General features: G+C 66.8%; 18 protein-coding genes. 7 read left to right on the forward strand and 11 right to left on the reverse strand.

Features of this window, described 5'->3' with window-relative positions:
- Nucleotides 1-18 precede the first annotated feature (18 nt).
- The 6 genes from IB257_RS21730 to IB257_RS21755 form a co-directional block, all read right to left on the reverse strand.
- Entirely contained in the window at nt 19-783 is a 765-nt protein-coding gene (locus IB257_RS21730) for an ABC transporter ATP-binding protein (protein ID WP_054451210.1), read from the reverse strand.
- Nucleotides 780-2,669 carry an ABC transporter permease gene (locus IB257_RS21735; protein WP_175214252.1) on the reverse strand — a complete coding sequence of 630 codons (1,890 nt, stop codon included), beginning with the start codon at nt 2,667-2,669 and terminating at the stop codon, nt 780-782. Before IB257_RS21735 ends, IB257_RS21730 begins: the two co-directional genes overlap by 4 nt.
- The gene (locus IB257_RS21740) at nt 2,669-3,892 is read right to left on the reverse strand and encodes an ABC transporter substrate-binding protein (RefSeq protein ID WP_054451212.1); all 1,224 of its coding nucleotides are present in this window, start codon (nt 3,890-3,892) and stop codon (nt 2,669-2,671) included. Before IB257_RS21740 ends, IB257_RS21735 begins: the two co-directional genes overlap by 1 nt.
- Before the next feature lie 180 nt (nt 3,893-4,072).
- On the reverse strand, nt 4,073-4,240 hold the full coding sequence (rpmG, locus tag IB257_RS21745) for a 50S ribosomal protein L33 (protein WP_003810296.1): 168 nt from the start codon (nt 4,238-4,240) through the stop codon (nt 4,073-4,075).
- Between the two features lie 37 nt (nt 4,241-4,277).
- The gene (gene rpmB / locus IB257_RS21750) at nt 4,278-4,514 is read right to left on the reverse strand and encodes a 50S ribosomal protein L28 (RefSeq protein ID WP_006385639.1); all 237 of its coding nucleotides are present in this window, start codon (nt 4,512-4,514) and stop codon (nt 4,278-4,280) included.
- A gap of 354 nt (nt 4,515-4,868) precedes the next feature.
- Nucleotides 4,869-6,017 carry a Bcr/CflA family multidrug efflux MFS transporter gene (locus IB257_RS21755; RefSeq protein WP_054451213.1) on the reverse strand — a complete coding sequence of 383 codons (1,149 nt, stop codon included), beginning with the start codon at nt 6,015-6,017 and terminating at the stop codon, nt 4,869-4,871.
- A gap of 206 nt (nt 6,018-6,223) precedes the next feature.
- Here IB257_RS21755 and IB257_RS21760 point away from each other — a divergent pair, with 206 nt between their 5' ends.
- The 5 genes from IB257_RS21760 (at nt 6,224) to IB257_RS21780 (ending at nt 11,862) form a co-directional block, all read left to right on the forward strand.
- Entirely contained in the window at nt 6,224-7,486 is a 1,263-nt protein-coding gene (locus tag IB257_RS21760) for a class I SAM-dependent methyltransferase (protein WP_156337314.1), read from the forward strand.
- Between the two features lie 516 nt (nt 7,487-8,002).
- Entirely contained in the window at nt 8,003-9,004 is a 1,002-nt protein-coding gene (locus IB257_RS21765; protein ID WP_054451214.1) for an ABC transporter substrate-binding protein, read from the forward strand.
- A 249-nt stretch (nt 9,005-9,253) separates the two neighbouring features.
- Complete coding sequence (locus tag IB257_RS21770) at nt 9,254-10,111, forward strand: proline/glycine betaine ABC transporter permease (RefSeq protein ID WP_054451215.1); 858 nt, start codon at nt 9,254-9,256, stop codon at nt 10,109-10,111.
- Nucleotides 10,108-11,367 (forward strand): glycine betaine/L-proline ABC transporter ATP-binding protein, encoded by a 1,260-nt coding sequence (locus tag IB257_RS21775; protein WP_054451216.1) that lies wholly within the window; start codon nt 10,108-10,110, stop codon nt 11,365-11,367. The genes IB257_RS21770 and IB257_RS21775 overlap by 4 nt, the downstream gene beginning before the upstream one ends.
- 120 nt (nt 11,368-11,487) lie before the next feature.
- Entirely contained in the window at nt 11,488-11,862 is a 375-nt protein-coding gene (locus IB257_RS21780; protein ID WP_054451217.1) for a tautomerase family protein, read from the forward strand.
- 77 nt (nt 11,863-11,939) lie between these two features.
- Here IB257_RS21780 and IB257_RS21785 read toward each other — a convergent pair whose 3' ends face one another.
- From IB257_RS21785 to IB257_RS21795, 3 genes are all read right to left on the reverse strand, one after another.
- Nucleotides 11,940-12,905 (reverse strand): tripartite tricarboxylate transporter substrate binding protein, encoded by a 966-nt coding sequence (locus IB257_RS21785; protein WP_125471078.1) that lies wholly within the window; start codon nt 12,903-12,905, stop codon nt 11,940-11,942.
- A gap of 89 nt (nt 12,906-12,994) precedes the next feature.
- Complete coding sequence (locus tag IB257_RS21790) at nt 12,995-13,471, reverse strand: MaoC family dehydratase (RefSeq protein WP_192355211.1); 477 nt, start codon at nt 13,469-13,471, stop codon at nt 12,995-12,997.
- Entirely contained in the window at nt 13,468-14,715 is a 1,248-nt protein-coding gene (locus IB257_RS21795; protein ID WP_192492798.1) for a CaiB/BaiF CoA-transferase family protein, read from the reverse strand. Before IB257_RS21795 ends, IB257_RS21790 begins: the two co-directional genes overlap by 4 nt.
- Nucleotides 14,716-14,786: 71 nt before the next feature.
- On the opposite strand from IB257_RS21795, the gene IB257_RS21800 reads away from it, so the two are divergent.
- Nucleotides 14,787-15,683, forward strand: a complete 897-nt coding sequence (locus tag IB257_RS21800; protein ID WP_225589079.1) for a LysR family transcriptional regulator — start codon at nt 14,787-14,789, stop codon at nt 15,681-15,683.
- A gap of 8 nt (nt 15,684-15,691) precedes the next feature.
- Here IB257_RS21800 and IB257_RS21805 read toward each other — a convergent pair whose 3' ends face one another.
- Nucleotides 15,692-16,684 (reverse strand): tripartite tricarboxylate transporter substrate binding protein, encoded by a 993-nt coding sequence (locus IB257_RS21805; RefSeq protein WP_175214249.1) that lies wholly within the window; start codon nt 16,682-16,684, stop codon nt 15,692-15,694.
- Between the two features lie 58 nt (nt 16,685-16,742).
- Nucleotides 16,743-17,942 carry a CaiB/BaiF CoA transferase family protein gene (locus tag IB257_RS21810; RefSeq protein ID WP_370540118.1) on the reverse strand — a complete coding sequence of 400 codons (1,200 nt, stop codon included), beginning with the start codon at nt 17,940-17,942 and terminating at the stop codon, nt 16,743-16,745.
- 160 nt (nt 17,943-18,102) lie between these two features.
- On the opposite strand from IB257_RS21810, the gene IB257_RS21815 reads away from it, so the two are divergent.
- Entirely contained in the window at nt 18,103-19,152 is a 1,050-nt protein-coding gene (locus IB257_RS21815) for an AraC family transcriptional regulator (protein ID WP_119451015.1), read from the forward strand.
- Nucleotides 19,153-19,201 lie beyond the last annotated feature (49 nt).

Here is a 19,201-nt window from a genome sequence, read left to right on the forward strand (position 1 = left end):
GCCGCGTGCGCGGCCGGCTCAGGCCGGCTGCGGCGCTTCCGTGCCCAGATAGGCCGCGCGGACCCGCTCGTCGGCCGCGATCGTTGCGGGTTCGCCCTCGGCCAGCAGGCTGCCGCGCACCAGCACTGCGATGCGATCGGCGTGCTTGAACACAACATCCAGGCTGTGCTCGGTGAACAGGACCGCAATGCGCTGGGTGTCCGCCAGCGTGCGCGTCAGCCGCATCAGCGCATGGCGTTCATTGGTGGCCATGCCCGCCGTGGGTTCGTCCATCAGCAAGAGGCGCGGCTGGTGCGCCAGCGCCATCGCCAGCTCCACCCGCTTGACGTCGCCGTAGGCCAGCGTGCCGCAATGCTCCTGCGCCTTGTCCGCCATCTGCACCTGGGACAGCAGCGACATGGCCTCCTCGGCCGCGTGCCGGGTGGCCCGGCGCCACGGATTCAGCAGCAGCCGGTCGCGCGACAGCAGCGCAGTCTGCACGTTCTCGCGCACCGTCATGGAGCGGAAGGTGGCCGCGGTCTGGAAGGTGCGTCCCACGCCCAACCGGCAGATCTTGCCTGCCGACAGGCCTACCAGTTCGCGGCCGTCCAGCAGGACGGAGCCCGAGTCGGGCCGCAGCTGGCCACCCAGCGCGTTGAAACAGGTGGACTTGCCGGCGCCGTTGGGGCCGATCAGCGCCAGCATCCGGCCCGCTTCCAGCGTGAAGGACACGCCGGCCAGCGCGTCGATGCCGCCGAATGATTTGCGCAGGTCCCGGACTCGCAGCAGGGGGGCGGTGTTCATGCGCGCCTCCTGTTCCAGCTTGCGGCCAGGCGCGCGGCAGCGCCTGCCAGCCCCTCGGGAAACGCCATGACCAGGGCCAGGATGGCCAGCCCCAGCACCGCGTGCCAGTACTCGGTGCTGCGCGCGGCGGCATCCTGCAGCCAGGTGTAGGACGCAGCGCCAACGAGCGGGCCGGCCAGCGTCTGCAACCCGCCCAGCAGCACCATGACCAGTCCGTCCACGGAGCGGCTCACGGCCAGCGTGTCGGGCGCGATGCTGCCCTTGGAAAATGCGTAGAGCGAGCCTGCCAGGCCGGCGGCGAAAGACGCGGCCACGAAGCCCGCCCATTGCACGCGCCGCGTGTCCATGCCCAGCGCCTCGGCGCGCAGGGCCGAATCGCGCACGCCGCGCAGCGCATAGCCCAGCGGCGAGAACGCCAGGCGGCGCAGCCAGGCGATGCCGGCCACGCACAGCGCCAGCGTCAGGTAATAGAACCAGGGGCCCTGGGCGAGCCAGGCCGATGGCCACAGCCCGATCAGGCCGTTGCTGCCGCCCGTCACGTCATCCCATTGATAGGCCAGCGCCCAGAGGATCTGCGCCACCGCCAGGGTCAGCATCGCCAGGTACACGCCCGACAGGCGCACGCAGAACCAGCCGAACAGCAGGGCGCCGAGCGCCGCGGCGAAGGGGCCGAGCAGCAGCGCCGCTTCCATCGGCACGGCCGCCAGCTTCAGGAGCAGCGCGGCGCCGTAGGCGCCCAGGCCGAACCAGGCGGCATGGCCAAACGAGGTCATGCCGGCCAGCCCGGTGAGGAAATGCAGGCTGGCGGCAAACAGCGCGGCGATCAGGATTTCGGTCAGCAGGATGCCCAGATAGGGGCTGTGAGCGGCCGCCACCGGCGCCAGTACCAGGAGCGCCAACAGCGCGCCATAGGCCAGCCGCAGGCCGCGGCCGGCCGGCGCGATGGGGCGCTCCGGGGCGGCGGTGTGGGATGCCGGCTCGGGCGGTTTGCCCAGCAGACCCCAGGGCCGCACGACCAGCACCACGGCCATCACGGCGAATTCCGCCAGCAGCGTGAGCTTGGACAGATTGAAAAGCCAGGGGCCGATCTGCACCTGTCCCAGGAACACGAACAATGCCTTGACCGAGCAGATCAACAAGGCGGCGAGGAAGGCGCCGGGAATCGAACCCAGGCCGCCCACCACCACCACCACGAACGCGCTGGCGATGATCTCCAGGTCCAGGCCCAGGGTGGCGGGTACCCGCGGCGCGGCCAGCGCGCCGCCCAGGCCGGCCAGGAACGCGCCCAGGGTGAATGCCGAGGTGAACAGCCAGGCTTGATTCACGCCCAGCGCGGCCAGCATCTTGCGATTTTCCGCCGCGGCCCGCAGCAGCCGGCCCCAGCGCGTACGCATCAGCAGCAGCCAAAGCAGGCCCAGTACCACGGGGCCGGCGGCGATCAGCAGCAGGTCGTATTCGGGATAGCGCCGGCCCAGGATCTGCACGGCGCCAGACAGGCCGGGGGCGCGCGCTGCGAACAGGTCTTCGGGGCCCCAGATGGCCAGCGCGGCGTCGCCGATGATGAGCACCAGTGCAAAGGTCGCCAGCAGCTGGAACAGTTCAGGCGCCTGGTACAGGCGCCGCAGCACCAGCCATTCGGCGGCCGCGCCGATAAGGCCCGTGGCCAGCGCCGCCAGAAGCAGCCCGGCCCAATAGCCGGCGCCGTCGCCGAAGTAGTTGGTGAAGGTCCAGGCCAGGTAGACGCCCAGCATGTAGAACGAGCCGTGGGCGAAGTTCACCACGCGCGTGACGCCGAAGATCAGCGACAGGCCGGCGGCGACCAGGAACAGCGCGCTGGCGTCCGCCAGCCCATTGAGCAGCTGCAGCAGCAGCCCTGACAGGCTCATCAGTGCGCCGGACGCATCTTGCGCACTTGCTCGTCAGGCGGCTGCAGGCGTGCGCCGTCGATATAGGCGAAGTCCTTCATGATGCCCTTGCCGTCTTCCACCGCGGTCACGCCCACGTACACGCCCATGGTCGACTGGTGGTCGATCTTGCGGTATTGGATGGGGCCATAGGGCGTGTCCACCTTCAGGCCGGCAAACGCGTCGACCAGTTTTTCGGTGTCCACTTCGCCCGCAGCCTTCAGGCCCTGGGCGATGGACATGAGGGACGCGTAGCCCACGACCGAGCCGACCTTGGGCGTTTCGTTGTAGCGCTTCTTGTAGGCTTCGACGAACGTGGTGTTGGCCGGGGTGTCGATGGCGTACCAGGGGTAGCCCGTGACGATCCAGCCGGTGGGCGTGTCGGCGCCCAGCGGTTCCAGGTATTCGGGTTCGCCAGACAGCACCGACACCACGGCGCGGTTCTCGAACAGGCCGCGGGTATTGCCCTCGCGCACGAAGCGCGTCAGGTCGGCGGCGAACAGCACGTTGAAGATCGCGTCGGGCTTGGCGTCGGCCAGGGCCTGCACCACGGCGCCGGCATCGACCTTGCCCAGCGGCACGGCCTGCTCCGCGACGAACTCCACGTCGGACTGGAACGAGGTCATCATGGCCTTGAAGGTGGCCACCGCGGACTGCCCATACTCGTAGTTGGGGTAGACGATGGCCCAGCGCTTCTTGCGCAAGGCCAGCGCCTTGGGGGCCAGCGCCGCCACGTGCATCCAGGTTGAGGGGCGCAGACGGTAGGTGTAGCGGTTGCCGTCCTGCCAGGTGATCTTGTCGGTGAGAGGCTCGGCCGCCAGGAAGAACACCTGCTGCTGTTTGGCGAAATCCGTCAGCGCCAGGCCGGTATTGGAAAGGAATCCGCCGAACAGCAGCTCGACCTTTTCGCGGGCCAGCAATTCCTGGGCCGCGCGCACCGAATCGCCGGGGTTGCCGTTGTCGTCGCGCGAGATCACTTCCAGCTTCCTGCCCAGCACGCCTCCGCCGGCGTTGACCTCTTCCAGCGCCAGCTGCCAGCCCTTTTTATAGGGGCCAAGAAAGGCGGGTATCGCCTTGTAGCTGTTGATCTCGCCGATGCGGATGGGTGGCTCCTTGTCCTTGGCCGAGGCGGCGGGAGCCAGCGCCAGGGCCAGGAGTGCCGGCGCCACGGCGCGGCGCAGCAGGGTAAGGCAGGGACGGAACATGTCAGGTATCGCGTGGAGAGGGAATCTGGCGCCAGCAGGCGCGGCGGATGACAGCGGCCCAATTGGAACATGGGCCTTCGCCCCGGGGCAATAGACAAGGCGCCCCATGCGGCGCTCGCCAGAAATGAAAAAAGGCCCTGCGGTGCAGGGCCTTTTCGACTTGCGGGAAAACCGGCTGAATTACTTCAGCTTGGTTTCCTTGTAGTCAACGTGCTTGCGAGCGACCGGATCAAATTTCTTGATCAGCATCTTCTCGGGCATGTTGCGCTTGTTCTTGGTGGTCGTGTAGAAATGACCCGTGCCGGCAGTCGACTCGAGCTTGATCTTTTCGCGGATACCTTTGGCCATGTCGTGCTCCTAGTATGTAGATTGGCGGGGAGGCTGATTAAGCCAGTTCGCCGCGGGCACGCATTTCGGCCAGCACGGCGTCGATGCCGTTCTTGTCGATCGTGCGGATGGCCTTGGCCGAAACACGCAGGCGGACCCAGCGGTTTTCGCTTTCAACCCAGAACCGGCGCGATTGCAGGTTGGGCAGGAAGCGACGCTTGGTCTTGTTGTTCGCGTGCGAAACATTGTTGCCCACCATCGGGCCTTTGCCGGTCACTTGGCATACGCGTGCCATGGATGCACCTCTTTAGGTCGTTCTTTTGTCGCGCATCGCTTGGGGGGTAGACAGGGTTTCAGCCGCCGGGCTGTAGAGGCGCTTGCGCTGCCTTTGCCGGCCACCCAGTCTTAGTGGATGAGGGGGGATCGGAGTGGCTGTTAAAGCCCGTCTGGTCCGCCCCAGTGCTTATACCCGCTGCCTGCCACCCGCGGAATTCTTGGAAGAATCTCTGGGATTTCCTAAGAAAATCGCCAGACGTTGCGCGGTTGGGGTCAGAGTGCTGAACTACAAAGCATAGTAGTCCGGCACGGGAAACTTCATGTGAAGACTTAGATTCTAATACGAAAAGCCTAAATAAATCAAGCGGCCAGGCTACTTGGTGTGCGATTGCGCCACGCGGCCCGAGATCCAGGACAGGCAGGCGCAGGCCGCCAGCGTGGTCGTCAGGGGCAGGGCGCTGTCGGTCTGCCAGGCGCTGACGGCGAAACCGGCCAGCGCGCCGCAGGACAATTGCAGCGTCCCCAACAGCGCGGAAGCCGCGCCCAGCCGCTTGCCCTGGTCCGCCAGCGCCAGCGCCGCCGAGTTGGGATTCACGAAGCCCTGGCTGCCCATGTAGCAGATCAGGCACAGCATCAGCAGGGGCAGGGTCATCCAGCCGCCCAGCGTCAGCGCGACCGCCGCCAGGCTGGCGCAGGCCAGCGAGGTCAGGGCGCGGCGCTGCAACTGGCGCGGCGTGTAGGTGCGCAGCAGGCGCGCGCTGATCTGCGAGCAGACGATGAGCGAGAGCGCGTTGGTGCCGAACAGCAGGCCGTAGTACTGGGGCGGCACGCCGTAGAGTTCGATGAAGACGCGCGGCGAGCCGATGATGTAGGCGAACATGCCGGCCTGGCCGAAACCGCCGGCCAGGCTGTGCGCCATGAAGCCGCGATGCGCGAACAGGTCGCGGTAGTTGCGCAGGATGGTTTCCCAGCGCAGGGGCACCACGCGTTCAGGCGCCAGCGATTCCTTCATGATCAGGATCACGGCAGCCATCAACATCGCGCCGCCGGCCAGCATGACCCAGAACAGGCTGCGCCACGAGGTGATGGCAAGCAGTTGGCCGCCCGCCAGGGGCGCGAGAATGGGGGCCAGGCCCATGATGAGCATCAGCAGCGACATGGCGCGCGCGGCTTCATGGGTTTCGTAGTGGTCACGGATGACCGCGCGCGGGATCACAATGCCGGCGGCCCCGCCCATGGCCTGCACCACGCGCCAGCCGGTCAGCGCTTCCACCGACCCCGACAGCGCACAGCCCAGCGAAGCGATCATGAACAGCGTCAGCCCCACCAGCAGCGGCGGCTTGCGCCCGTAGCGGTCGGCCATCGGGCCATAGAACACCTGCGCCATCGCCAGGCCGATCAGGTAGGCGGCCAAAGTGCGTTCGACGTCGCCGCGCGACACGCCCAGGTTCGCCGCGATCGTGGGGAACGCGGGCAGGTACATATCGATGGCGAACGGACCGATTGCGGTCAGCGCGCCCATGAGTATCAGCCAGCCAGGCAGGCCGCTGCGAAAAGACTGTGATGGGGGCATGTGGATTGCGGGGTAGCGCAGTGACAGGGCCCGGATGCGGTTTGTTGCACGGTTTGGGCCAAGTAAACGACTGTATCACGGGCAACCTTACAAGCAAATTGCAAGTTTTTTCCGATAAAGTCATTGCGGTCCGTACGTATTCCAGAGGAGAAGTCGTGAATCCTTTGTTGTCTGTTGTGGAACGCAAACTCCAGGCCCTGCCGGTCCCGGTCCAGCTGGTTCTGCCCGACGGCGCCGTGCTGGGGCCGCCCGAACCCCGCGTTCGTTTCGTCACGCACGACAAGACTGCGCTGGCGCACCTGGCCGAAGGCGCAGTGGGCGTGCTGGGGCAGGATTACGTGGAAGGCCGCATCGACATCGAAGGCAATATGCGCGATGTGATGGCCGCGGCGTCGGCGCTGCTGCCGGGCTCGCCGGTGGACGCGGCGCGCGGCGGCTGGCTGACCGAGCTGGTGCGCAAGGTGGTGTCGGTCTGGCGCCATTCGGTCGAACGCGACGCCAAGCAGATCGAATTCCACTACGACCTGTCCGATGATTTCTACGCGCTCTGGCTGGATCCGCGACGGGTCTATTCCTGCGCCTACTACCGTGAACCGGGCATGACGCTGGCCCAGGCCCAGGAGGCCAAGCTGGACCACATCTGCCGCAAGCTGCGCCTGCGTGCAGGCGAGCGGTTCCTGGATGTGGGGGCGGGGTGGGGCGGCCTGCTGCTGTGGGCTGCCGAGAATTACGGCGTGGACGCCACCGGCATCACCCTGTCGCGCAACCAGCATGCCCATGTCAGCAAGCTGATCCAGGAGAAGGGGCTCGCAGGCCGGGTCCGCATGGAACTGCTGGACTACCGCAAACTGGACGAATCCGCGCCCTACGACAAGATCGCGTCGGTCGGCATGTTCGAGCACGTGGGCCGCGCCCAGCTCGAGGGCTACTTCGCCAAGCTGCGCCGCCTGCTCAAGCCGGGCGGACTGATCATGAACCATGGCATTACCGCTGCCGGCGTCTACAACGCCGAGCTGGGCAACGGCATGGGCGAATTCATCGAGAAGTACATCTTCCCGGGCGGCGAATTGACCCACGTCAGCGTGGTGATGGAAACCCTGACCAACGGCGGGCTGGAAGAGGTGGACGTGGAAAACCTGCGGCCGCATTACGCGCGCACCCTGTGGGCCTGGAGCGATGCGCTGGAGGCGCGCCTGCCTGAAGCGGCGCGCATCCTGGGCGGCGAGCAGGGCGAGCGTTCGCTGCGCGCCTACCGGCTGTACCTGGCCGGCTGCGCCATGGCGTTCGAGCACGGCTGGATCGCGCTGCACCAGATCCTGGGCCAGCATCCGGCGACAGGACGCGCCGATGAGCTGGACAATCCGCCGGACCTCGCCTACCCCTGGCGCCGGGACTACATGTACGCCAAGAACGAGTAGCGGTCAGCGGGTGTCCGCAGGATGGCCGGTTTCAATGGGTTTGACACCGAGAAGTGGGCCGAAACGCGTCCGCCCACTGGCCGGAACCGCGATTTCCGGCCAATTCGAAACCGCCAAAGCGTATGGATATGAATTTATTATTTACTGAATGTATCTTTGCGTCTGAATCAAAATCCCCTAGGGAAAGCTGCTGTTTCACTCCTTGCGATTGCGGGTAATCCCGGACCGTTTTTTCCGGAAATGTATCTGATTCATTCCGAGGTGGGGTTGGGCTGAGCATCAATTTCGTTTAAGATGCTGGCTTCTTCGTTCAGTTTGTTCACTTTCTGTGGGTTTTCAAAAACTGCGTTTTTGAAGCTCCTGTCTTGCAAGATGCCGCACCCTCGCGGACCGTCTTGTTGCTAGTGTCGGTTTGTATTGGCGGTTCTGCCCGTCTTCCGCACAACCCCCTTAGCTCCATGGCACCTCCGGGCCCAAGCCTGGCGTGTGTCCCTGAACCTATGGAGGCAAAAGCCAATGCGTTTTACCCCTGTCAAGACCCTGGCCGCCGCGGCTGTGTTCTTCGCCTTTGCCGGTGCGGCCCAAGCCGCCGACGCCGTCCAGTGCGAAATCAAGCGCCCGGTCAATTTCGGCGCGATGAACTGGGAATCCAATCTGGTCCTGGTCGACGTCGAACGTTTCATCATGGAAAAGGGCTACGGTTGCAAGACCGAGACCTTGCCGACCGAAACCCTGCCCGCCCTGGCTGCGCTGGAGCGCGGCGACCTGGATATCAATACCGAGATCTGGCTGAACAGCGTCGCCGACCCCTGGGACCGCGCCGAGAAGACCGGCAAGGTCAAGCGCATCGGCGATCTCTACATGGGCGCCGAGGGCTGGTACATCCCGCGTTACACGGCGGAGCGCCTGCCCGAATTGAAGTCCGCCGCCGACCTGCCGAAGTTCAAGGACAAGTTCAAGGATCCGGAAGAGCCCGGCAAGGGCCGTTTCTACGGCTGCCCGGCAGGTTGGGGCTGCGAGATCACCAGCAACAACCTGTTCCACGCCCTGAAACTGGACGACAGCTACACCCTGTATTCGCCCGGCACGGGCGCGGCGCAGAAGGCGGCCCTGATGTCGGCCTACAAGCGCAAGCAGAACGTGGTCTTCTACTACTGGTCGCCCACGCCGCTGGTGGGTTCCATGGACCTGGTCAAGCTGGACATGCCGCCCTACGACGCCGAAAAGCACAAGTGCCTGACGTCGCCCAAGTGCGCCAAGCCCGAACCCAGCGCCTATCCCGACAATCCCGTCTTCACGGCGGTGAACACCAAGTTCTCCGAGGAAGCGCCCAAGCTCACCGAATTCCTGTCCAAGGTCTCGGTGCCGCTGCCGGTGATCAACGAAACCCTGGCCCACATGGAAGAGTCCGGCGACGAAGCCAACGCCGTGGCCAAGTGGTTCCTGAAGAACAAACCCGACGTCTGGACCAAGTGGGTCCCCGCCGACGTCGCCGGGCGCGTCCAAAGCGCGCTGTAACCCGCCATGTTCCTGGCTGCGCGCCGTCGCGGTGCGCTCCGGCCCTTCACGGGGCCGGATTTCTTGGCCAGGATGGCCGCCGGCCGGGCGCTCGCGGCCGGGCGCTCGCGCCCGGACCGAGATGCGCTGGCGCTGCCGGGATGGCCGGCCGTTTTCTAGCTGGAAGCCGCAAGCTTGCGCCGCATTGCCCGATTCCTGGGCATGCGGTCGCGGTCCGGGCGGTGAGTGCGCCAGAATGGAGTAGAACGAATGTTTCCTGAAATTATTCCCGCCCGGCAGGTCCGGGGGGCGATCGACGGCTTTGTCGATCACTTGGTCACCAACTATGCCGACACGCTGGAGACTCTGTCCCAGCCCGTGCTGCATGCCCTGGTGTGGCTGGAGCAGCTGCTGCGCAATTCGCCCTGGTGGGCGGTGGTCGCGGTGACGATCGCGATCGCCTGGGGCGTCAGCCGCCGCATCGGCCTGAGCCTGGCGATGGGCGCGCTGCTGTGCGTGATCGGCGTGCTGGGCCTGTGGGACGCCGGCATGCAGACGCTGGCGCTCATGATCATGGCGGCCGGCCTGTCGGTGATCATCGGCATCCCGCTGGGCGTGCTGATGGCGCGGGTCAACTGGCTGCGCTCCATCATGCTGCCGGTGCTGGACGTGATGCAGACCATGCCCAGCTTCGTGTACCTGATTCCCGTGGTCATGCTGTTCGGCCTGGGCAAGATCCCGGCCATCATCGCCACCGTGATCTATGCCGTGCCGCCGCTGATCCGCCTGACCGACCTGGGCATCCGCCTGGTCGATCGCGAAGTGCTGGAAGCCTCGCGCGCCTTCGGTGCCAATCCGCGCCAGCAGCTGTTCGGCGTGCAGTTGCCGCTGGCCTTGCCCAATATCATGGCCGGCATCAACCAGACCACGATGATGGCGCTGTCGATGGTGGTGATCGCCTCGATGATCGGCGCGCGCGGCCTGGGCTATGAAGTGCTGCTGGGCATCAACCGCCTGGAAGTGGGCCGCGGCCTGCTGGCGGGCTTGGGTATCGTGGTGCTGGCCGTGCTGTTCGACCGGATCACGCAATCGTATGGACAGCGCATGCGCATGGGAGGCCAGCGATGAGCAAGATCGAGGTCAAGAACATCTACAAGGTCTTCGGGCCGCACCCGAAGAAATGGCTGGAAGCCGCCCAGGGCGGCATGAGCAAGGAACAGCTGCTGGCCGAAAGCGGCCACACGCTGGGCCTGCGCGACATCAGCCTGTCGATCGAAGAAGGCAGCATCTACGTCATCATGGGCCTGTCGGGTTCCGGCAAGTCCACGCTGATCCGCCACTTCAACCGCCTGATCGAACCCAGCGCCGGCCACATCCTGGTCGACGGCGTGGACGTGGTCAGCCTGAACAAGCGCGACCTGGAAGTCTTCCGTCAAAAGAAGATGAGCATGGTGTTCCAGCGCTTTGGCCTGTTCCCGCACCGCACCGTGCTGGACAACGCCGCCTACGGCCTGACCGTGCAGGGCGTCGGCCGCGCCGAACGCGAAAAGCGCGCCCGCGAGTGGCTGGACCAGGTGGGCCTGTCGGGCTTCGAGAACCAGTACCCGCACCAATTGTCGGGCGGCATGCAGCAGCGTGTCGGCCTGGCCCGGGCGCTGGCCACCGACGCCGAAATCCTGTTGATGGACGAGGCCTTCTCGGCGCTGGATCCGCTGATCCGGCGCGAAATGCAGGACCAGTTGCTGCAGTTGCAGGCCAAGCTGAACAAGACCATCGTCTTCATCACCCATGACCTGGACGAAGCCCTGCGCCTGGGCAACCGCATCGCCATCCTCAAGGACGGCGAACTGGTGCAGGAAGGCACGCCGGAAGACATTCTGCTGAATCCGGCCAATGACTACGTGCAGTCCTTCCTGCAGGACGTGAACCGCACCAAGGTGCTCAACGCCACGCACGCCGTGAATCCGGCGCGCCTGACCCTGACCATGCGTTCGCGTCCCGCCCATGCCATGGACCGCATGCGCGCCCTGAGCTACGAGTACGCGCCGGTGCTGGACGGCAAGCGGCTGGCCGGCGTGCTGACCGCCGAGGCCGCCACGCGCGCCATCGAGGAAGGCGCGCGCGACATTTCCCGCTACGTCGAGGATCTGGCTTCCGTGCCCGCCACCGCTGGCCTGGGCGAGGTGCTGGCCCAGCTGGTGCACAGCGACCAGCCGGTCGCGGTGACCGGCGAAGACGATGAGTTCATCGGCATGCTGTCGCGCAAGAAGGTGGTGGAGCTGGTGACGCCGGCCCTGGCCGAAACCGCGCCTGCGGCGGAAGCCGCCGCTGCCGTCGACGCGCAGGAGCAGTCCGAACCCGAGCGCCGCGACCAGGCGGCCTGACAGGGAGAAACCCTAATCCGGATCGAGGCCGCGCGGCCGTCAGCGCGGTCCTGATCCGGATATGATGGTTTGCCGGCCGCCTGGGCCGGTTTCTCCTTTTTCGGAACATCGGAATCAGTCATGCCTATTTTGAATGTCCAGATCATGGAAGGCCACACGGCCGCCCAGAAGGCCGCGTTGCTGCAGGCCGCATCCAACGCCGTTGTCGAGAGCATCGCGGCGCCGCTGCCCAGCGTGCGCATCGTGCTTCAGGAAGTGCCGGCGGCGCATGTGATCGTGGGCGGCGAAATCGGCAAGGCCATGGCGCGCGTCGACGTCGCGCTGATCTCCGGCCGCGACGAAGCCAAGAAGGCCGCGCTGATCGCGGCGCTGAACCAGGCGGTGTGCGCCAGCATCGGCATCTCGGGCCAGGACGTGCGCGTGCTGCTGCGCGACGTGCCAAATACCGACATGGGCGCGGCCAACGGCATCACGGCCAAGGCCAACGGCCGCTGAGCTTTGCCGTCCGCCTGGCAGCTCAGACAGAAGCGCCCGCGATTCGCGGGCGTTTTTGCATCTGCCTTCGGTAACCGTCAGTCCAGCTTCACGTTGGCGGCCTTCACCACCTCTCCCCACCGCGCGATTTCGCTCTTGATGTAGGCGGCATATTCCTGCGGCGTGGATCCCAGCGCCTGCGCGCCTTGCGCCTTGAGCTGCCTGGTCATTTCAGGCGATTGCAGCGCGCGCCGGATTTCAGCGTTCAGCTTGTCGATGACCGGCGCGGGCGTGCCCGCCGGCACCACCACGCCTTGCCAGGCGCCCATCTCGAATCCGGGCGCCACCGTTTCCGCCACCGTCGGCACGTCGGGCAATTGCTCGCTGCGCGCGCCGCTGGTCACGGCCAGCGCGCGCAGCTTGCCTTCGCGGATGAAGCCCAGCGAATCGTTCAGCGTATTGGTCATGAGCTGCACCTGCCCGCCGACCAGATCCGTCATGGCCGGGGCGCTGCCGCGATAGGGGACGTGCACCGCATCAATTTCGAGCGAGCGCAACAGCAACAAGGCGCCCAGGTGCGTGACGTTGCCGGCGCCGGCCGACCCATACGACAGCTTGCCGGGATGCTCGCGCGCATACTGCACGAAGGTCCGGGTGTCCGGCGCCGGCACGGACGGATGCACCAGCAGCACCAGCGGGATCACCGCCGTGGACGACACCGGCGCGAAGTCCTTGACCGGATCGAAGGCCAGCGACCGGTACAGATTGGGGCTGAGCGCGATGGAGGAGGTGTTGTACAGCACGGTGTAGCCATCGGGCTTGGCGGCAGCCGCGTACTGCATGCCGATGTTGCCGTTGGCGCCGCCCTTGTTCTCGACCACGACAGTCTGGCCCAGCTGGTCAGTCAGCTGCTTGGCCAGCACCCGGGCGACCAGGTCGGTCGGCCCGCCAGGCGGGAAGGGCACCACCATGGTGATGGGGCGTTCGGGCCAGGCTGCGTGGGCGCTGGCGGCGGCGCCCAGCGCGAGAATGGCGAGGCTGCCTGCCAGCAGTGCTTTCTTCATTGCTTGTCTCCTTGTGCTGTTCTTGTGACGCGGATCGCGTCCCGGCGCCAGCGCCCTCTACGGGGGGCGCTTGATCGCCTGATGATGGTTCAGGGCCTGCCGGCCAGCATGCGCGTGGCCGTGTATGCCATTACCGGCTTGCCGTGCTGGTTGCGTACTTCGATGACCGAGGCGACCACCGCCCGGTTGTGCTGCGAGGTGGGACGTATGCTCGTGACTTCGATCTCCGCCCAGATGGTGTCGCCCGCGACCACGGGCGCCAGCATTTTCTTGTGGACTTCCAATAGCGCCAGCCCGGTGCCTTGCACCATGCCCTGCATGATCAGCCCCTCGATCAGGCCGTAGGTCAGGCCGCCGGGGGCGGGGCGTCCCTGGATCGCACCGTGGGCATACGTGGCGTCGATGAAGATCGTCTCCAGCATGCCGGTCACGCTGATGAAGTTGACGATGTCGGTCTCGGTCACCGTGCGGCGGAAGGTCTGAAAGCGCTGGCCCACGGCCAGGTCCTGCCAGTAATAGCCCTGGCCAAGCTGCTTGATGTCGGCGGCGTTGCGGTCTGCGGTCATGCGGGGTCCTTGCGGTAGTTCGGGGTTGAGGGATGCGCGTCGCGGGCTGCGCCCGATTCCAGAAGCCCTGCGATCTGGGCTTCGTCCAGGCCGGCCTGGCGCAGTACGTCCAGCGTGTGTTCGCCCAGGCGCGGCGGCATCGCGGGCGGCACATGGGAATGCTGCAGACGCACCGGGTTGCGGGGAAAGCGGTAGCGGCTGCCGGAGGCGCTGTCGAGCGGCGCGAAGAAGTCCACGCTTTGCAGGTGCGGGTCGGCCTCCAGGTCCTGCAGGCGGTTGATGGGCGCGGCGGGAATTTCCAGGCGCGCGCACAGCGCCAGCCAGTAGGCGGTATCGCGCCCGGCCACGATGCCGGCCTGCAGTTCATAGAGCGTTTCGATGTGCCGCGTGCGCGACGCGATGTCGGTAAAGCGCGCGTCTTGCGCCAGATCGTGGCGGTCCGCGGCGATGAAGAAGTCGTGCCAATGGGCGTCGGTGTAGGGCATCAGGCAGACATGGCCGTCGGCGGTCTTGCAGGGCTTGCGCCAGGGCGTGAGCACGCGCGGATAACCGGCCTCGCCGGGCTCGTCGACCAGGTGCCTGCCGTAGTAGTGCTCGACCAGCGCGTAGGACGCCATGCTTTCGAACATGGGCACTTCCAGCTGCTGGCCCGCGCCGGTGCGCTCGCGCTGGAACAGCGCGGCCAGGATGGCGTGCGCCGCGATCAGTCCGCAAGTCTTGTCGGCGGCCACGGTGGGCAGGTAGCGCGGTGCGCCGGTCTGGCGGTCCACCAGGTCGGCCAGGCCCGACAGCCCCTGGATGATGTCGTCATAGGCGGGCTGGCCGTCGTAGGCGCCGCCCGCGCCGAAGCCGTACAGGCCGGCGTAGACCAGGCGCGGGTTGCGCGCGCATAGCGTGTCCGGATCCAGTCCCAGCGCGGCCATCTTGGCGGGGCGCATGCTGTGCATCAGCACGTCGGCCTGGTCCGCCATCGTCAACAGCGCCTGGCGCGCCGCGGCCTGCTTCAGGTCCAGCACGATGCTGCGCTTGTTGCGGTTCAGGCCCAGGAAGATGGCGGCCAGCCCGGATTCCTGGGCGGGGCCGGTATGCCGCGTCGAATCGCCCGCAGGCGATTCCACCTTGATCACGTCGGCGCCGTAGTCGGCGAGTATCTGCGAGGCGTAGGGGCCGAACACCACGGACGTCAGGTCCAGGATGCGCACGCCGCCCAATGCGCTGGCTTGGGATAGGGGAGTGTCTGTCATGGCGGAAATCCTATCGGCCGTCGGCATACGCGTCTAATATGGCGTAGGTATTGGGCGATATGGAATTTGTTATGGCTATCGATTTGCGGCAGCTCCGGCAGTTCGTCACCATCGCGGAGTTGGGCAGCTATCGGCGGGCCGCGGACACGCTGCACATTGCGCAACCGGCGCTGTCGGTCTCGATCCAGAAACTGGAACACGCGGTGGGCGCGCCGCTGCTGGTGCGCGGCCCCAAGGGCGTGACGCCGACGCCGGCGGGACAGGCATTGATGGCGGACGCGCGCCGTGCGCTGTTCCACGCCGACCAGGCGCGCCAGGCGGCCCGCCGCGTTGCGTTGGGCGAGTGGGGCACGCTGCGGCTGGGGTTTGTGGGTTCTGCCACCTACATGCTGCTGCCGCGCTGCCTGCCGGCCTTCCGGGCGCAGTATCCGGACGTGCAGCTGGACCTGCGCGAGGACAGCACGGTCGGCCTGGTCGCAATGCTGCGCGCCAACGATATCGATGCGGGCCTGGTGCGCGGTCCGCTGGCGGAAGACGCAGCGCTGGATTCCTGGGTGGTGGAGCGCGACGATCTCATCCTGGCCGTGCCGGCAGGGCATCCGTTGGCCGCGGGCGGGCCGGTCAGCCTGGAGCGTGCCCGCGCCGAGAACTTCGTGCTGTATTCGCCCCTGAAGGTGCCGGGTTTGCACGGCGTGGCGCAGGCGCTATGCCTGAAGGCGGGATTCTCGCCGCGCATCAGCCAGGAGGCGATACAGGTGCAGACGCTGATCAGTCTGGTCGCCAGCGGCATGGGCCTGGCGCTGGTGCCGGGCGTGACGCGCGCGTATTCCACCCCGCACGTGGCCTTCGTGCCGCTTAACGACGCCGACGCGCACGATGCGCTGTCCCTGTCGCTGGTGACACATCGCGACACGTCCTGCGCATCGGTGCTGCGCCTGCGCGACTGCATGCTGAACCCTGCGGGCTGAGGTCGCGGCTACGTCTTCAGGCCCAGTTCGGCCACGAATCTCTTTTCTTCCGCGACCTGCCGGACCGCGAAGTCGGTGTAGGCGGCGCTGTCCATCAGCATGTGCGGCTGGTCGGCGGTTTCCAGCGCGCGGTTGTATTCCGGATCGCGGGACGCGCGGTGGAATGCCTGCTGCAAAATGCGCGTGACCTCGGGATCCATGCCCTTCGGTCCGGCGATGCCGACTGGATTGGCCGCGACGATGGGATAGCCCAGTTCCGTCAGCGTGGGCACGTCGGGCACGCGTTTGGCGCGGGTTTCACCCAACACCGCGAGCAAGCGCGCCTTGCCGGTGTCTATCATCGGCCCCCAGCCCGCATCCGAGATCATCTGGATATGGCCGCCCAGCAGCGCGGTGGTCTCTTCGGCCGCGCCCTTGTAGGGGATGAAATTGAAGCGCGTGTTCGTCAGCCGCGACAGGCGCTCGATCGCGATGCGCCCCGAGCCGCCGGTGCCGGTGCCGCCGTAGCTGATCTTGTCGGGATGGGCGCGCGCGTCGGCGATCATCTCGTCCAGCGTGTGCCAGGGCGCGTCCTCGCGCACCACGATGGCGTACGAGTAGGCGGTCATGCAGGCGACGTAGGTGAAGTCCTTGAGCGGGTCGTAGTTGACCTGCTGCAGAAAGGGGTAGCGGAACAGCGTGCCTACCACCACCGACACGGTATAGCCGTCGGGTGCGGCGGTCTGCGCCATGGCCGCCGGGCCCAGCGTGCCGCCTGCGCCTGGCCGGTTGGCAATCACGACCGTCTGGCCCAGTTCGCGCGAGGCAGCGATCGCCAGCGCGCGCATCTGGGTGTCCGTCGCGCCGCCCGCCGGAAACGGCACGATGAGCGTGACGGGGCGGGCCGGAAAGCCCGAGGCGCTGGCCTGACGCGGCAAGGCCAGCGTGGCGGGCAAGGCCGCACCCAGCTTGAGCAGCCTGCGGCGCAGGGGCGAGGGAAGGCTGCGATGTGGATCTTTCATGATTGTCTCCGTCCTGGTTATGGTCGCTTGGGTGGCGGGCGGGGCTGGCCGTATGTGCCTACAGCGCAATGCCGCGCCCGATCAGGCTGGCGACGTCCGGCTCGCTGTAGCCGGCCTCGCGCAGGATCTGATCGGTGTGTTCGCCCGGCAGCGGAGCCTGGCGATGTATGGCGAACTGGAAGCCCGACATCTTCACCGGGCTGGCCACATGGGTGTTACGGCCATAGACCGGATGCTCGGTCTGCAGCGGCATGCCGCGGGCGACGAACTGCGGATGCGTCAGGCCCTCCGCCAGCTTGAGCACGGGCGACACGCAGCAGTCGGCGCCTTCAAACAGTTCCAGCCAATGCGCCAGCGGCCGGGATCCGAAGATCTGCTGCAATTCGCGGCGCACGCGCGCCTGCTGCGCCGCGTCGCCGTCGCGATGCAGCGGCGCCAGGTCGGGGCGATCCAGCCGCCGGCACAGCGTTTGCCAGAATTTCAGCTCCAGCGCGGCGACCGCCAGATAGCGCCCGTCCGCGGCGCGGTACTGGCCATAGCAGGCCAGCCCGCCGGACAGGGTATCCGCGCCCGCCGGCCGCGTGTCGCCGCGGGCATTGAGCGTGGCCAGCGGCACGACGGCGCCGGCCAGCAGGCCGTCGGCAATGGCGATATCGATGTACCGTCCGCGCCCGCTGCGCTGGGCGTCGTACAGCGCGGCCAGGATGCCCATTACCGCCGTAAGCGAACCTCCAAGTATGTCGGCCACGGGCAGGTTCGACAGCGCCGGCAGATCGGGCCCGCAGCCCATCTGGTCGGCGACCCCGGCGCAGGCCGCATAGTTCAGGTCGTGGCCGGCGGCGTCGCGCTGCGGACCGTCCTGTCCGTAGCCCGTGATGCTGCAGTAGACCAGCCGGGGATTGTGGCGCGCCAGGGTGGCGTAGTCGGCCTGCAGCCGCGCGGCCACGCCTGGACGGAAACTCTCGATCACCACGTCCGCGCCGCGCGCCAGCGCGGCCAGCGCCGCCTGTCCCTCGGGATGCTTGAGATCCAGCCGCAACCCGCGCTTGTTGCGGTTGCAGATGGCGCGCAGGGGCGGCGGCGCATAATCGCCCGCCTGCGTATCCTCGATCTTGATGACGTCGGCACCCAGGTCGGCCAGGTATTGCGCGCCCAACGGGCCGGGCAGCAGCCGCGACAGATCCAGGATCCTGACGCCCGCGAGCGGGGCGGTGTTCGGTGTATCCAAAGAGGGACTCCCGTAAATACGAAGTGGCATGCCCATTCGGGGTTCGGGCCAGTCTAGGCGCGGCTTTCCGGCTGACCAATGGCGGATTCGCTGATTGCGCTTGGCGAGAATGCTCACGCCGGCCATTCCTGTGCGCGCAGGCTTTGGCTACCATCGATCCATCGGCGTACGCCGGCCGCTGGATATCCTCATGACCCATCACACCATCGCCGTGGGACATATCGCCCAGATCCTGCAAGGCGCGCGCAGCCGAGGCGTGGACGTGGACCGGGTCCTGACACGCGCCGGCGTGCCGCCGTCCCTGCTGCAGGCGCCGATGGCGCGGGTATCGCAGGCGCAGCTCGCACAGATCATGCGGACGCTGCGCCGAGCCACCCGGGACGACTTCCTGGGCATGGGCCAGCATCCGGTTCCCATGGGGGCGTTCGACCATGCCTGCCGGCTCGCGCTGCGGGAAGACACGGTGGGGCAGGCGCTGCGCGTGGCGTTCCGCTACTACCACGGCGTGCTGCGGGATTTCACCGCCCGCTTGTGCGTGAGTGGCGAGCGGGCGCGCATCGTGCTCGACTCGCGCGCGCCCAGCAGCTGTGCGCGCTGGTATGGCGAACGCTCCTTTCTATTCTTCACGCTTGGCGTGGCCAACTGGCTGGCGGCGCGGCGCATCCCCATCCTGGGCGTGGACTACAGCAGCGGCGCACGCAGCGCCGATGCGCACAGGCTGTTCTACGCGCCGGTGCGCTATGGCCAGCCGGTGACGGGCCTGTGGCTGGAGTCGCGCTGGCTGGCCTTGCCGGTGGTGCAGAACGAACAGACGCTCAAGCCGTTTCTGGCCAATGCGCCGTTCGACCTGTTGGTGAAGTACCAGGACCGCACCACCCTGACCGATCGCATCCGCCGCCTGTTGCGCAACGATCTGTCCAGGGAGTTGCCGTCGCTGATCCAGGTCAGCGCGCAACTGGCGATGACGCCGCAGACGCTGCGGCGGCACTTGCGTGAAGAGGGGCAGGGCTTCCAGGCCCTGAAGGATGACTTGCGGCGCGATGCCGCAGTCGAATATCTGGGCCGCCACGATCTATCCCTGATGGATATCGCCGAGCGTCTGGGCTTTTCCGAACCCAGCACCTTCCACCGCGCCTTCAAGAAATGGACCGGCGTGTCGCCGGGAGAATACCGCCGCAACCGCCTGGTCTGCGGCCCCGAAGGCCGGCAAGCCGCTGACACTTTTCGCCTATCGGTTTGACGCCTGCGGCCATTGCCGCGATCCGGCTCCAAGGAGGAAGCTAGGGGCT

The organism is Achromobacter sp. ACM03 (assembly GCF_014851665.1).
GTDB classification, from domain to species: Bacteria; Pseudomonadota; Gammaproteobacteria; order Burkholderiales; family Burkholderiaceae_B; genus Achromobacter; species Achromobacter aegrifaciens.

Bases quoted from the DNA above. Each gene is read 5' to 3' on its own strand.
- IB257_RS21810 (WP_370540118.1), bottom strand. From the start codon at position 17,942: ATGCCACTTCGTATTTACGGGAGTCCCTCTTTGGATACACCGAACACC.
- IB257_RS21805 (WP_175214249.1), bottom strand. From the start codon at position 16,684: ATGAAAGATCCACATCGCAGCCTTCCCTCGCCCCTGCGCCGCAGGCTG.
- IB257_RS21795 (WP_192492798.1), bottom strand. From the start codon at position 14,715: ATGACAGACACTCCCCTATCCCAAGCCAGCGCATTGGGCGGCGTGCGC.
- rpmG (WP_003810296.1), bottom strand. From the start codon at position 4,240: ATGGCCAAAGGTATCCGCGAAAAGATCAAGCTCGAGTCGACTGCCGGC.
- IB257_RS21755 (WP_054451213.1), bottom strand. From the start codon at position 6,017: ATGGGCGCGCTGACCGCAATCGGTCCGTTCGCCATCGATATGTACCTG.
- IB257_RS21735 (WP_175214252.1), bottom strand. From the start codon at position 2,669: ATGAGCCTGTCAGGGCTGCTGCTGCAGCTGCTCAATGGGCTGGCGGAC.
- IB257_RS21815 (WP_119451015.1), top strand. From the start codon at position 18,103: ATGACCCATCACACCATCGCCGTGGGACATATCGCCCAGATCCTGCAA.
- IB257_RS21780 (WP_054451217.1), top strand. From the start codon at position 11,488: ATGCCTATTTTGAATGTCCAGATCATGGAAGGCCACACGGCCGCCCAG.
- IB257_RS21785 (WP_125471078.1), bottom strand. From the start codon at position 12,905: ATGAAGAAAGCACTGCTGGCAGGCAGCCTCGCCATTCTCGCGCTGGGC.
- IB257_RS21775 (WP_054451216.1), top strand. From the start codon at position 10,108: ATGAGCAAGATCGAGGTCAAGAACATCTACAAGGTCTTCGGGCCGCAC.
- IB257_RS21800 (WP_225589079.1), top strand. From the start codon at position 14,787: ATGGCTATCGATTTGCGGCAGCTCCGGCAGTTCGTCACCATCGCGGAG.
- IB257_RS21770 (WP_054451215.1), top strand. From the start codon at position 9,254: ATGTTTCCTGAAATTATTCCCGCCCGGCAGGTCCGGGGGGCGATCGAC.
- rpmB (WP_006385639.1), bottom strand. From the start codon at position 4,514: ATGGCACGCGTATGCCAAGTGACCGGCAAAGGCCCGATGGTGGGCAAC.
- IB257_RS21790 (WP_192355211.1), bottom strand. From the start codon at position 13,471: ATGACCGCAGACCGCAACGCCGCCGACATCAAGCAGCTTGGCCAGGGC.
- IB257_RS21765 (WP_054451214.1), top strand. From the start codon at position 8,003: ATGCGTTTTACCCCTGTCAAGACCCTGGCCGCCGCGGCTGTGTTCTTC.
- IB257_RS21730 (WP_054451210.1), bottom strand. From the start codon at position 783: ATGAACACCGCCCCCCTGCTGCGAGTCCGGGACCTGCGCAAATCATTC.
- IB257_RS21740 (WP_054451212.1), bottom strand. From the start codon at position 3,892: ATGTTCCGTCCCTGCCTTACCCTGCTGCGCCGCGCCGTGGCGCCGGCA.